The sequence below is a fragment of the Corynebacterium sp. HMSC059E07 genome, assembly GCF_001814395.1.
GTDB lineage: Bacteria > Actinomycetota > Actinomycetes > Mycobacteriales > Mycobacteriaceae > Corynebacterium > Corynebacterium hesseae.
This window is the reverse complement of record NZ_KV816314.1, coordinates 74,588-87,361: the sequence shown is the minus strand read 5'-3', so window position 1 is coordinate 87,361 and position 12,774 is coordinate 74,588. Positions and strand designations below refer to the sequence as shown.

Annotated in this window: 9 protein-coding genes; 4 read left to right on the top strand and 5 right to left on the bottom strand. The window is 64.0% G+C overall.

Annotation, left to right across the window (positions count from 1 at the left end; all coding sequences use genetic code 11):
• Together HMPREF2967_RS07315 and HMPREF2967_RS07310 are read left to right on the top strand one after the other, a co-directional pair.
• Positions 1–442, top strand: a 442-nt coding sequence (locus HMPREF2967_RS07315; protein ID WP_369816027.1) for a hypothetical protein, incomplete at its 5' end; no start/stop codon positions are given.
• A 203-nt stretch (positions 443–645) separates the two neighbouring features.
• Entirely contained in the window at positions 646–1,536 is an 891-nt protein-coding gene (locus HMPREF2967_RS07310; RefSeq protein ID WP_070685808.1) for a class F sortase, read from the top strand.
• Between the two features lie 34 nt (positions 1,537–1,570).
• Here the strand turns inward: HMPREF2967_RS07310 and HMPREF2967_RS07305 are convergent, their stop codons facing one another.
• Both HMPREF2967_RS07305 and HMPREF2967_RS07300 read right to left on the bottom strand, forming a co-directional pair.
• Positions 1,571–2,398: a PRD domain-containing protein gene (locus HMPREF2967_RS07305; protein ID WP_070532141.1), complete on the bottom strand. Its 828-nt coding sequence runs from the start codon at positions 2,396–2,398 to the stop codon at positions 1,571–1,573.
• 143 nt (positions 2,399–2,541) lie between these two features.
• The gene (locus HMPREF2967_RS07300) at positions 2,542–4,668 is read right to left on the bottom strand and encodes a glucose PTS transporter subunit IIA (protein WP_070685806.1); all 2,127 of its coding nucleotides are present in this window, start codon (positions 4,666–4,668) and stop codon (positions 2,542–2,544) included.
• 348 nt (positions 4,669–5,016) lie between these two features.
• Between HMPREF2967_RS07300 and pta the strand changes: the two genes are divergently transcribed.
• On the top strand, positions 5,017–6,381 hold the full coding sequence (gene pta, locus HMPREF2967_RS07295) for a phosphate acetyltransferase (RefSeq protein ID WP_070685804.1): 1,365 nt from the start codon (positions 5,017–5,019) through the stop codon (positions 6,379–6,381).
• Positions 6,382–7,602: an acetate kinase gene (locus tag HMPREF2967_RS07290; RefSeq protein ID WP_070562459.1), complete on the top strand. Its 1,221-nt coding sequence runs from the start codon at positions 6,382–6,384 to the stop codon at positions 7,600–7,602.
• On the opposite strand, the gene HMPREF2967_RS07285 is transcribed toward HMPREF2967_RS07290, so the two are convergent.
• Genes HMPREF2967_RS07285 through HMPREF2967_RS07275 form a run of 3 tightly spaced genes read right to left on the bottom strand, consistent with a single transcriptional unit; the run spans position 7,599 to position 12,741 of the window.
• Positions 7,599–10,214: a serine/threonine protein kinase gene (locus HMPREF2967_RS07285; protein ID WP_070685802.1), complete on the bottom strand. Its 2,616-nt coding sequence runs from the start codon at positions 10,212–10,214 to the stop codon at positions 7,599–7,601. The genes HMPREF2967_RS07290 and HMPREF2967_RS07285 overlap by 4 nt on opposite strands.
• Entirely contained in the window at positions 10,214–11,305 is a 1,092-nt protein-coding gene (locus HMPREF2967_RS07280) for a glutamate ABC transporter substrate-binding protein (RefSeq protein ID WP_070685800.1), read from the bottom strand. The genes HMPREF2967_RS07285 and HMPREF2967_RS07280 overlap by 1 nt, the downstream gene beginning before the upstream one ends.
• The gene (locus tag HMPREF2967_RS07275) at positions 11,305–12,741 is read right to left on the bottom strand and encodes a hypothetical protein (RefSeq protein ID WP_070685798.1); all 1,437 of its coding nucleotides are present in this window, start codon (positions 12,739–12,741) and stop codon (positions 11,305–11,307) included. The genes HMPREF2967_RS07280 and HMPREF2967_RS07275 overlap by 1 nt, the downstream gene beginning before the upstream one ends.
• Positions 12,742–12,774 lie beyond the last annotated feature (33 nt).

Here is a 12,774-nt window from a genome sequence, read left to right as displayed (position 1 = left end):
GCACAAGGACATCAACGACAAGAACCAGACGGTTACCTCTGACTCCGACAAGCCTTCCGATACCCCGGATAAGGGCGACGGCAAGGGCAATGATGGAGACAAGGGCAGCTCGAAGAAGGACCTGCCGTGGTGGCTGCTGCTCATCCCGGGTCTGGGCCTGATCAAGATCATCACCGACGGTGGCCACAACGGTGGCAACGGCGGACATGATGGTGGCAATGGTGGCCACGATGGTGGCAACAACCACGGTGAGTCCCACGACAACACCGGCCGCGATGACCGCGAGGTTACCGTCCTGGACGCAACCCCGCCGGAGGATGCTGCTAACCAGCCGCAGGACTTCGGTCAGCCGATGCCGTCCAACACGCACCGCGTGGAGATCAAGCACGTACCTTCTGGTGCAACCGAGCTTGACCCAGGCATGCAGGACTTCATCAAGTAGTCCGCACTGCAACACCATCCCGGCCCTCACCGGCTGGGTGTGGTAGGGGCAGGAAATGGTTAGGACAATCCCCTCCAGGGTGAAAACGCTGGAGGGGATTCGTCGTATGACTTTTAGACTATTGTTTACATCGAAACCCCATAGCGAAGACTTTTAGAAGCTAGAAGCCCATATTTAGAAGACAGTCACAAGGAGCAGAGATTATGGCTGGCGAAAGCCAACAGAACGATATTCCGGAATACCCCGCCGATTCCACGGGTGAGACTGCCGGGGAGGCCGCCGGGGCGAAGCACCGTGCCGGTGAGGAGCAGTCAGCGGGCGAGTCGAAGAAGGGCAATAAGAAGCTGCTCATTGGTCTGGTGGCGCTCATCGCGGTCATCTTGGTCATCGTGCAATTGGTGATCTATGCAGGACGCAATGGCGATGATTCCGCGGAAGATAATGCAGGGGATTCGACGGAGACGTCGCAAAGCGCTGAGGCACCCACGACGAACAATGTTCCCTTCGTGGATGACTCCGGTGAGCAGGATAAGGAGATTGATGCGGCACCGGGTGAGTTCCGTGGCTTCGGTGCTATGTCCTTGGGCATCAACGATGAGTTCGCTGCCGTGGACCCGATTCAGGTTACGGATACCGGCATGCTGATTCCGCCGCGCGATGTGCAGCGCCTGGGTTGGTACTCCGCCTCCGCAGTACCGGGCGAGGCTGGCCCGGTTGGCTCCAGCGTTATCACCGGCCATATCAACTACCAGGGGCAGGGAACGGGCTTTGCGGAGAAGTTCACCACTCTGGAGCAGGGCCAGGAATTCACCGTCTTCATCGACGGCGAGGAGCGCCAGTTCCGCGTGACGGAGGCGCCGTACCGTCTGCCGAAGGGCTCAGGTTTCCCGGATGTGGTCAATGACACCCAGGGAGAGAACCGCCTGGTCCTCATCACCTGTGGCGGCAAGTTCGTCGGCGGCGAGCTGGGCTACGAGGACAACATCATCACCGTGGCAGAGCCGGTGGCGCCAGTGGAAGGCGGCGCTGAGGCACCGGTCGATGGTGCTGTCGACGCGCCCGCTGAGGGCGCTGTAGAGGCGCCGGCGGCTTAGTCTGGTTGGTGAATCGCCTAAGCGGGGTGATGGCTTAGGCGGAGGCCTCCTCCAGGCGCGCGATGTGCAGCGTCAGGTAGGAGACCTCATCGGGGGTTAATGTGTTGTCGAGGCGAAGCTCAATGAGGTTGGCTACCATCTGGGCGGTCTCGACGGCATCGGGGTAGCGCGCGGAGATAGCGGTGGCCACCTGGCGGTCGTCGGAGTCGAGCTGCTGGTGCTCCGCCATGCGCACGAAGAGGTAGCGCAGGTGCGTGATGAAGCGGGCGACGGAGATGTCTTCGCTAATGAGCTCCGTATCGATGTGCGAACCGATAACGGCCAGAATCTGCTGAATCAGACCCGTCATGCGGTAAGTGCCGGAGAGATCCCCCACTGCGAAGCCGGCGTTGACCAAGTGCAGTGTGATGGCCACGGCTTCGTCGGGAGCCAACGGCTTATGGAGGCCGCCGTTGATGGCCGTGAGTAGCTGCTGCGCGAGGGCGAAGTCTTCGGCGTAGAGGTGGCGCACCTCAGCTTCGAGGGGATAGGACACGGCGTTGCCGCGGTTGACGGCACCGTGGATGTGGTCCGCAATAGCGACGACCAAGGTGAGTTTGCTGCGCAGCGCCTCAGACATGTCGACGGAGTGCATGGCGTCGATGACCAGCTGAACGTATTCGCCGGGGATGCCGGCGATCATGGCGGCCAGGTGGTCCGGGTCGCGGCCAGAATCCGGGACGAAGACCTTGACCACCTTGGCGGGGTCAACCTCAGTGCCGGGGTGAGCCTGGAAGCCGATTCCGCGTCCGGTGACGATGACGTCCTCCGCGCCGCGGCGTGCGAGCACGACGTTGTTATTGAACACTCGCAACAGTTGCACAAGGCACCTTTCTGGTTGGGGTTAACCGGTTAAGGCTAGCCGGTTGGAGCTAAAACGACTAAAGCCGGCCACGATGGTGGTTCCATCGAGCCAGCTTAGTCAGGGTTCGTTAGAGGCGTGCTAAAGGTTCCCTAGTGGGTTCTTTAGCGGGTCGTGGTGATGACCGTATCGCCAGCGGCGGCGTGGTTGAGACCAGCCGGGGTGACGGCGGACAGCGTCTTGGTGTTGGTCACGGCAAGGACAATGGTGGTGTCGTAGCCGGCTTCGGTGACCTTGGCGAAGTCAACGGTGGCAAGCAGCTCGCCCTGCTTGACCGTGTCGCCCTTCTTGACGGCTGGGGCGAAACCTTCGCCCTTCATCTTCACGGTGTTGATGCCGATGTGGACGAGGACCTCCACGCCGTCCTCAGTCTTGATGCCGTAGGCGTGGCCGGACTTCATGGCACTCATGACGGTGCCGCTGACGGGGGCGTAGACCTCGTTGTTCTCGGGGACGATGCCCACGCCGTCGCCCAGGGTGCCGGCGGAGAAGACCGGGTCATCGATCTCAGCCATGGGGACAACCTTGCCGGCAGCCGGGGAGGCGATGTCGGTGGTGGTGCCAGCAGCGGGCTCAGCGGCCTTGGCCGGGGCGTCAGCCTTGGTGGCGGTTTCAGCCTTGGTGGCGGTTGCAGTGGCGGCACCGGCGCCAGCCCCGGCAGCGGCGGTTGCTGCGGGGGCGTCGGCAAGCGCGGCGTTGTCGGCGGCGTTGGCGTTGTCGAGCTCGGCCTTCTCAGCGGCCTCGCGGGCGGCCTTGGCCTCAGCGCGCTCCTCCGGGGTGCGGTAGTCGGTGAAGAGGATGAGGAAGAAGGCCACGAAGAAGGCCACTGCGATGGCAATGGCGTACTTGGCCATCGGGGTGAAGACCGGGATGGTCAGCAGGGAGGTGAAGACGAAGGCGTCGGTAGTAATGCCGTTCGTGCCCAGGGTCAGCAGGGCCACGGTCAGGCCACCAGCAAAGCAGCCCACCAGCATGCGCGGGTAAATCCTCTTGTAGCGCAGGTGGATACCGTAGAGGGAAGGCTCGGACACGCCGCCGAGCAGGCCAGCCAAGAGGGCAGAGCCGGAGGTCTGGCGCATCACGGTGTCGTGGTCACGGATGGACAGTGCCAACACGCCAGCGGTGGCGCCGAAGCAGGCGAAGTTCCATGCGCCCATCGGGCCCTGGATGAAGTCATAGCCCAAGGTCTGAATGTTGACCAGCATGAGGGCGTTCAGCGGCCAGTGCAGGCCCAGCGGGACGAGGAACGGGTAGAGCATCGGGATAGCCAGGGCGAAGACGAACGGAACGTTGTCATTCATCCAGGACAGGCCAGCGCCAATGCCGTTACCGGCCCACACACCGAACGGACCAATGAGGAAGGCCGTCAGCGGGATGACGAAGAGCAGGGTGAGGAAGGGGACGAAGACCATGTGCACCGCAGACGGGATGATCTTCTGGAAGCCCTTGTAGAAGAGCGCCGCTACGGCCGCCATGATGAGCGGGACGAAGACGTTGCCGCCGTACTCCGGCAGCTGCATGGTCATGCCGAAGATTTCGATGGAGCACTGCTCAGCGCCGAGGGTGTCGTTGGTGACGCACTGGACCGCGGGGTTCTCCGAAAGATTCAGGAACTCCGGGGTGAAGAGCGCCGCCATGATGGTGGCTGGGACCCACGGGTCGATGCGCAGCTTCTTACCAGCGTTGTAGGCCACCATCACCGGCAGGAAGTAGAACACGGAGCGCCACATGGCGTCCACGAAGAACCAGGAGGCCGGCTTGTCCGGGGAACGGAAGTCCACGACGCCGAAAGCATCCAGGACGGAGGCGAAGGCGATGATGAGGGAAGCGCCCAGCAGCACGCCCAGAATCGGGCGGAAGGAATCCGAGAGGTACTCGAAGAAGGCATCCATCCACGGCAGCTTGCCCTTGGACTTGGCACGGGCGGCGGCCTTGACATCGTCATTAGATTGGCCGCCGGACTGGTTGCGGTTCTTCATCTGCGGGAGGGCCTTGATCTCGTCATAGACCGTGGCCACGTCACCGCCGATGACAACCTGGTAGTTGCGGCCGCCCTGGGGCACGGCACCCATGACCTTGGGGATGGCCTCGAGTGTTTCCTTGTCTGCCTTGGAGGCATCAGCCAGCTCAAAGCGCAGGCGGGTGGCGCAGTGCGTGAGAGAGGTGATGTTCTCCGCCCCGCCGATGCCATCCAGGATGGCCTCGGCTGCCGAGCGAATATCAGTCGACATGAGAATCCTTTCGCGAGTTAAGGGCCTGTGAAAACCACAAAAGACCTAGGCCACAATGGTTCATAGCGAACCATCCCCACGCGGCTAAGAGTGGGGAGCCTAGGTCTTGCCCGAAGTAACAATCCTGGTTAGGAGCCTACTCCGAGGGAACAAGGGAGGACAAGTTTCTGTGTGATAGCACACTTTGGCTTCGGGTGAGGTGGCAGTGGCCTGGGGAGTTGCTGATGGTCAGTGTTAAGTCGGCGGCGAGAAGGGGTGTGTTCCCGTACTGTGAAAGTGTCGTAGTGTCACTGTGTGCCCCACTGTGTGATCCCGGGTACACGCTTTCTAAGCAGAGAAAGGGTTGTCATGACCGCCAAGTCCTCACGGAATTCCGCCTTCATTAGCGTCATTGGGCGCGGCTTCGACGGTTTGGACGTTGCTGCTGTAGCCCAGGAACTGGGGGCAACCTTCGCCCAGGTAGATGACTTGGGAACCACACTCAGCGAAGTCCTGGAGAATGCCCCCGCGGGCAACCTGGTCCTTCAGGGAACAGGCGTCATGGACTTTGACGCCAAGGCCGCGGCCGCCCTGGGCTTGCCCTTCGTGCTGGTTTCCGATGCGCCTGACCGCGCCGCGGAGCTGGCACTGGAGCACGCGCGCTCGGTGGGCGCCACCGTGGTGGGCGCGGTGGGAGACGTCTCCTCCGTTCCCAGTGCGATTTCCTCCCTGGAGGACATCGAGCCCTATATGTGCGCCGAGCTCTTCCAGAAGCAGCTTCTGGATCAGGCCCGCGAAATCGGTGCGCACATCGTGCTGCCGGAGGGCGAGGATGATCGCATCCTTCAGGCCGCGGGGGAGCTCATCAAGGGCAAGGTGGCGAAGCTGACGATTCTGGGTGACGGGGGCGTCGAAAAGCGCGCCCAGGAACTCGGGATCGACCTGAGCGGTGTGGAGATCATCAACCACCTCGAATCCCCGTTGGCGGAGGAATTCGCTGCGGACTTTGCGGAGCTGCGTAAGAAGAAGGGCGTGACGCTGGAGCAGGCGCGCGAGACCATGAAGGACGTGTCCTACTTCGCCACGATGATGGTGCACAAGGGCTTGGCCGATGGCATGGTCTCCGGCGCGGCGCACACCACGGCGCACACCATTAAGCCTTCCTTCCAGATCATTAAGACCAAGCCGGAGGCCTCCGTTGTCTCCTCCATCTTCCTCATGGTGATGCCGGGCCGCCTGTGGGCCTTTGGTGATTGCGCGGTGAACCCGAACCCGACCCCGGAGCAGCTCGGCGAGATCGCCATCGTGTCCGCGCAGACCGCCGCGCAGTTCAGCCTGGACCCGCGCGTGGCGCTGCTGTCCTACTCCACGGGCACCTCGGGCGCTGGCCCGGACGTGGAGAAGGTGACGCAGGCCGTCGAGGTGGCTCGCGGCATCGATTCCTCCGTGGCGGTGGATGGTCCGCTGCAGTTCGACGCTGCCTGTGACCCCGGTGTGGCCGCCAAGAAGGCGCCGGAATCTGACGTTGCGGGTAAGGCCACGGTCTTCGTCTTCCCGGACCTGGAGGCCGGCAACATTGGTTATAAGACGGCGCAGCGCACCGGTGGCGCGTTGGCGGTGGGCCCGATTCTGCAGGGCCTGAACAAGCCGGTCAATGACCTCTCGCGCGGTGCGACCGTTCCGGACATCATCAACACGGTGGCTATTACCGCTATCCAGGCAGGAGTGAAGTAGATGGCGTACGTACTCGTTCTCAACTCGGGTTCCTCCTCGGTTAAATTCCAGCTGGTGGACCCGGAAAGCTCGGCCACGGATACCCCGCTGGTCTCCGGCTTGGTGGAGCAGGTCGGTGAGCCGCAGGGTGCGGTGACCGTCAAGACGGGCGGTGAGGAATACAAGGAAGAGCTGGAGATTCCCACCCACTCCTTCGGCCTCGACCGCGCCTTCGGCATCATGCACGAGCACGGCGTGGGCCCGACGGACGTGGAGGTCATCGCCGTGGGCCACCGCGTTGTGCACGGCGGGCGCCTGTTCAGCGAGCCGCAGCTCATCGTGGACCAGATTGAGTCCATGATCGAGGACCTCATCCCGCTCGCGCCGCTGCACAACCCGGCGAACCTGGACGGCATCCGCGTGGCGCGCAAGCTGCTACCGGATATCCCGCACGTGGCGGTCTTCGATACGGCCTTCTTCAACCACATGCCGCCGGCGGCCGCGCTCTATGCCATCAATAACGATGTGGCCTCGCAGTACGATATCCGCCGCTACGGCTTCCACGGAACCTCCCACGAGTTTGTTTCGCAGCAGGTGCCGAAGCTCTTGGACCGCGACCCGGGGCACGTCCACCAGATCACGCTGCACCTGGGCAACGGTGCCTCGGCGGCGGCGATTCGCAACGGCCGCCCGATCGATACCTCGATGGGCCTGACCCCACTGGCGGGTCTGGCCATGGGCACCCGCTCGGGCGATATTGACCCGGGTATCATCTTCCACCTCTCGCGTGAGGCAGGCATGTCGATCGATGAGATCGATAACCTTCTGAACAAGCGCTCCGGTGTGAAGGGCATTGCGGGTGTCAACGATTTCCGCGTGCTGCGCGAGCGCATCAACAACGAGGACCAGGACGCCTGGCTGGCCTACAACATCTACATCCACCAGCTGCGCCGCTTCATCGGTGCGTACATGATTGCGCTGGGCCGCGTGGACGCGATTACGTTTACCGCCGGCGTGGGTGAGAACGATACTGAGGTCCGCCAGGATTCGCTGTACAACCTGGACATGTACGGCATTGACTTCGATAAGGAAGCCAACCTCGTGCGCTCGAAGGAGCCGCGCATGATTTCGACCGCGGATTCCCAGGTCAAGGTCTTCGTGGTGCCGACCAACGAGGAGCTGGCCATCGCACAGAAGTCCGCGGGTATTGCGGCCATGGCCCGGGAGGCGGGGCTGTACTAGAACATCGTGACCGGGCGGACCTTGTTGGCCAAGTCCACCAGCGCGTAGCGGTGGCGGGCGAACGGTGCCTGGCGGGCCAATGCCCGCAGGGTATCCGCCAGGCCATAGCGCAGGCCGCGCTGGGTAAAGGGGAACTCGAAGAGGTCGTTGGGGGAGGCCGCGGCGTCGAGGTCAGCATCGCGCAGGAAGGTCAGCCCGGCGGAGATGACCGCAATCTTGATCTGCAAGAAGCGCGGCTCGTTCTGCGGAATCTCCTCCAAGCGGCGGGCGGCACGGCGGATGCGGGACTCGGAGAGATCGTGCACGATGAGCTGCAGGACCGTGGTCAGACGGGCCATGCGGTGGTGGCGCGACGCATTGGGCACCTTATCCAAGGTGGCCACGGCGAGCTCAACCTGGTGCTCGGCGCGCAGCTGGCGGGCCAGGCCGAAGGCAGAGGAGACCGTCGTCGGGTTCGTGGCCCACACGATGCCGTAGAGGCGCAGCGAGTTGAAGCGCAGGTGGGCCGGATCATCGGTGACGTGGTCCCAGATGCCGGGCTGATCCTCGAAAGCATCGTTGGGCAGATCCGCCAGCGAGGTGGTGAGGTTGGCGCAGGCGCGGGCGACGGAGGCGTCGATAAGCGCGGCTTCTGAAAAACCCAGCTGCTGCAGGATGAGCTCGTTGACCGCGCCGATGGCCAGCTTCGGGGCGGCCTCACCGGGCAGCACGTCGAGGACGTGGGCGAAATGGGCCTGAGCCTCGCGGTACTTATCCAGCAGCAGCTCGGTCACGCCCGAGTACCAGTGGAAGCGCCAGTCCTTGCCCAAGCGCTCCTCGATGGAGGTCAGCCACTCGCGTGCCTGGCCGATGTATCCCAGATCAATCATGGCGCGCACCACGCCGAGGGGAATCTCCGCGGACTCCTCGTACTCCGGAGTCTGCATGGCCTGTCGCAGGGTCTCCAAGGCTTCCTGTGGCTCGGTGTAGGAGGAACCCTGCAGCAGCGGGGCGCCGATATCGGAGCGGACGATGAGCGGGATGGGCAGCGCGGAGACCACCTCGGGGGCGGTGATGCGCACGGTGCGGTCGATGCCGTCGATGAGCTGGTCGGTGCGGAAGACCAAGTGCTTCGTGCCGAAGGTCGTACGCTGCGGGGAGAAGACGGAGTGTTGGGCTGGGTGCTGGATGCCATCGCGCAGCGCGATGACCTCACGCAGCACTCCGAAGAGCTGGTTGCGGAGCTCGGACACGGACGCGAAGCGCTGCTCCGGGTCAGGATCGGTAGCGCGCAACAGCAGGCGGTAGAAGGAGAGGTAGCGGCGCAGCAGCGGCTCCTCGGTAGGGGAGGGTAGGCCGGGCTTATAGACGCCATCCTCCACCGGCAGCTTCAACGTCAAGCAGGCCAGTGTGCGGCCGATGGAGTAAATATCGCTGGCCACCGAGGGGCCCTGGGTGGCGATCTCCGGGGCCTGGAAACCCTGTGTGCCATAGATGTGGCCGAAGGCGCCGATGCCGGAGACCGCGCCCAGATCGATGAGCTTGACCTGGTCCTCGGTGACGATGATGTTGGAGGGCTTCAAATCGTTGTAGACCACGCCGCGGGCATGCAGGTAGTCCAGGGCGGGCAGGATTTCCAGGATGTAGGCAATCGCGGTGTCGACCGGGAAGCGGTCATTGACTTGGTCGTTGCGGCGCTGCTTGAGCGAGGGGCCGCCCACGTATTCCATGACGATGAAGCCGCCGGGGACGCGGGGGTCATCGATGAAGTTGAAAATCTTCACGATATTCGGGTGTGTGATGTCCGCGAGGAACTCGCGCTCCGCCTCCGCAGTCGCTGTCTCTTCGGCGGAGTTGGTGGATTGCATGCCCTTGAGCACCACGATGCGCCCGGAGACGAAGTGGTCATTGGCCAGGTAGATCCACCCCAACCCGCCATGGGCGAGCACGCCGAGGATTTCATACTGGCCGGCCACCATGTCGCCCGGCTTGAGCTGCGGGGGAGCGGCGCGGGGCGCATCCTTCGGATCGATGAGCGCCTCGCTGGGATCTACCGGGACCACGAAGGGCAAGGTGGCCATGCCATCGGCCACCTCGCGGTCGGTGCGCTTGGTGGCGCGGCGCTGGCGGAAGGTATCGAGCGCGCGGCGTCGCGAGGCCCGCGAGGGGTCCTCTGCTTTGCGACGATCACGCAGCTGCCCCAGCTCCTCGATGAGTGCCGCGATGTTATCCGAATCGACGTATTCGCCGTCGTCGGGTTTGCCCGTCGCGGTGCCATGCGCGCCGGGGCGGTCCGCTGGGGAGAGGACGGCGCCGGTGGCGCCGAGGTCCTCCTCCTCGAGGTCATCCGCGAAGGGATCGAAGGGGACTGCCGCGGTGCGGTCGGAGGCTTCCGCGTTGTTGGCGCCGGGCGCTGTTCCCGGATCCCCTGGTTCCGCAGGCGAGGCGCCGAGGTGGTGGTCCTCCGAAAAATCATCGTCCTCATCGGCGAAGGGATCGAAGCGCACGGCCTGCGTGGCGTCGGCAGGAGTTTCGGGCTCCACGGCTCCGGGATCTGCGGCTTCGGGCTGCGCAGTCTCGTGCTCTTCGGGCGTGAGGTGGTCGAGCTCATCCTCGCTGAAGCGGTGCGACATTAGTGCCCCTCCTTCTTCTCACCGGGCTGGTTGCTGCTTGGGGAACTCGATTGCGATTCCGTCGCGGGTGGGGTTTCGTCGAGGTACTTCGGCGCCGGGAGCACGGGCTGATCCATGTAATCCCCGAGCCACTCGTTAAAGAGCTGCTGCCAGGTCCCGTCTTTGCGGATGCGCTCCAGTGTGGAGTTGACCTGGCGGATGAGCGGGCGCGAGTCATAAGAGCCATCGGGCTTGCGCACGGCTACGCCATAGCTTTGGCTTTCGAGGGGATCGCCGACGATCTCCGTGTAGCGATCCTGGGCCAGCATGCCGGAGAGCAGGGCATCATCCACCACGATGCCGTCCGTTTGCCCCAGCTGCAGCGCCATGAGGCAATCGCCCCAGGCGCGGGTCTCCAAGATATCGGACGTAGGTGCGTGCTTGCGTATCGCGTCCACCATGGTGGAGCCCTTCGTCGCGCACAAGGTCAAACCGGCGGTATCCGCGATGGAGTGAATGCCGGAGTTCTTCAGCACCAGCAAGCGGGCATCCGTTTGCATATAGGGAATGGAGAAGGCGACTTCGCGCTGGCGTGTGGGGCTAATCGTCATGGTGCGGATGACGATGTCTACCGTGCGGTCGTTGAGGGCACGCGCGCGCTCGGAAGCTTCCACGAAGCGGAAGTCCACCTTGTTGGGATCCCCAAAGATATCGCGTGCAATTTCGCGGGCGATGTCGACCTCGAAGCCGCGGACCTCGCCGGTGGCGGTATCGCGGTAGCTGAGCAGGTTATTGGAGCGGTCCACGCCCACGATGAGCCGGCCGCGCTCCAGGATCTCGGGCACGCGCTCCCTCGGCGTCTTATCGTCCGGGCGGTAGGAGCCGTAGGCTTCGGCATCGCTTTGCTTGGACACCTCACCGCTGCCGGCGGGCTCGATGATGGCATCCTCCGGTAGCGGCGGGCCCGGCGTGGAATCGAGGTTCGCGGTAGACGGCAGGATGGGATCCGGCGCGCTGGGCGGCTCCGGCTCGCAAGCGCTGAGTGCCACGGCGCTGCTGAGCACGAGCAGGGCCGCGGTCCAGGCTGGGCGTTTCGTGGTAGGGCGGCGCATCACAGGTACTCCTGCAGACGGGGACGGATTCCCAACCACACGGCGATAATCGCGCCGAAGGTAGCCAGGAGCACGCCGGTAGACACCATTGTCATGGCGTTGAGCCCCTGGACCAGGTAGGTGCGCATGGCGTCGCGGGCCTGGTCGATGAGCGCGGCCAAGGAATTATCCACGGCGTTGAAAGCGCTGGCGGCGGTGGGGTCACCGTCCGGATCGATGGCGGTGGCCTGGTACAGCGCGGCATCGTAGTCACCCATGGAGAGATCCTCCATGAAGTTCTCGTGCGTGGTCGTCCAATCCTCCACTGCCTGCTTCGCGCGGGGAATGAGGGTGGGATCGGAGGAGGGGAAGTCGTCGTCGACAAGCGCCTGCTCATAGTCCCGCAGGGCCTGATTGACGGAGTACACCGTGGAATTAAAGTGCACGGACATGTCCTGCTGAGAGGAGCGCAGAACCAAGGCGAGGGTCTCCGAGGTGCGCATCTGCTGGGCCTCGATGCGTGAGGCGGTCAGCGAGTCCCAGGGGCGCGATACCGTCTCGAAACCCTGGTGGCCCGAGGCCCACGTGGCGAAGTTGGAGGCGGAGGCCCACACCAGCGCCAGGAATAACAGCCCCGTGGCCACCACGAAACCGCGGTTGATGCGGCGGCGGGTCAGCCGCCATAGCCACCACTGCGCCAGGCCGAGGAAGATGAGCGCGGCGACCAGACCAGATAGTGGCACCCACTGCGGGCGGGTCAGGCGCTGCTGCTGTTGGCTCACCTTTTCCGACGTCAAGGTGAACAGCTCCGCGGCGGCGGGGAGGATCTGGGTCCGCATGAGCGCCGAGGCGTTCGACATATAGGAATTCGCCACGGCGTGGCCCGCGCGGTGATTGACGCGGGCCTTTTCCACGAGGGCGGTGTACACCGGCAGCTTGCGTTGGATAAAGGTGACGAGCTCGCGCACGCGCTCATCCTCGGTGGAGGTGCCCACGATGGCCTGCGTGGCGGCGACGGAGGCGGCATCGATGGCCTCGTTATAGCGGTTGCGGTTCACCTCCGGCTCCACGCCCGCCTGCACGAAGCCGGTGGTGGCCACGGTATCCGCCAGGGACAAGTTGGTGTAGAGGTGGTGCGCCGCATTCGACATCGGCTCGGTGGAGGTCAGCAAGGTATCCAGGTCATCGTGCCTTGAAGCCGAGGATGAAGACATGGAAAAGCCGGCTGCCGCCAGCGCGACGGTGAGGATGACGGTGACCGTAAAAAGCTTGCCGGGCGTGGTGGCCGCGAAGCTATAGAGGCGCCGGATGACGCGCGCGGGGCCGGCGAAGGAGCTCATGGCCAGCTGCGTCGGGCGGCCAAACGCCGGGCTGGCGGGCTCGGTGACTTCATCGAGCCAGTGATCGCCCCATGATTCGGGGGAGTGCTCGCGCAGTTCGGTGGCCGGGCCGGTCATTCCCTTAGGATAGCGCCCTCGACCGCGTCGCGC

Bases quoted from the DNA above. Each gene is read 5' to 3' on its own strand.
- HMPREF2967_RS07310 (WP_070685808.1), top strand. From the start codon at position 646: ATGGCTGGCGAAAGCCAACAGAACGATATTCCGGAATACCCCGCCGAT.
- HMPREF2967_RS07300 (WP_070685806.1), bottom strand. From the start codon at position 4,668: ATGTCGACTGATATTCGCTCGGCAGCCGAGGCCATCCTGGATGGCATC.
- pta (WP_070685804.1), top strand. From the start codon at position 5,017: ATGACCGCCAAGTCCTCACGGAATTCCGCCTTCATTAGCGTCATTGGG.
- HMPREF2967_RS07290 (WP_070562459.1), top strand. From the start codon at position 6,382: ATGGCGTACGTACTCGTTCTCAACTCGGGTTCCTCCTCGGTTAAATTC.
- HMPREF2967_RS07285 (WP_070685802.1), bottom strand. From the start codon at position 10,214: ATGTCGCACCGCTTCAGCGAGGATGAGCTCGACCACCTCACGCCCGAA.
- HMPREF2967_RS07280 (WP_070685800.1), bottom strand. From the start codon at position 11,305: ATGCGCCGCCCTACCACGAAACGCCCAGCCTGGACCGCGGCCCTGCTC.
- HMPREF2967_RS07275 (WP_070685798.1), bottom strand. From the start codon at position 12,741: ATGACCGGCCCGGCCACCGAACTGCGCGAGCACTCCCCCGAATCATGG.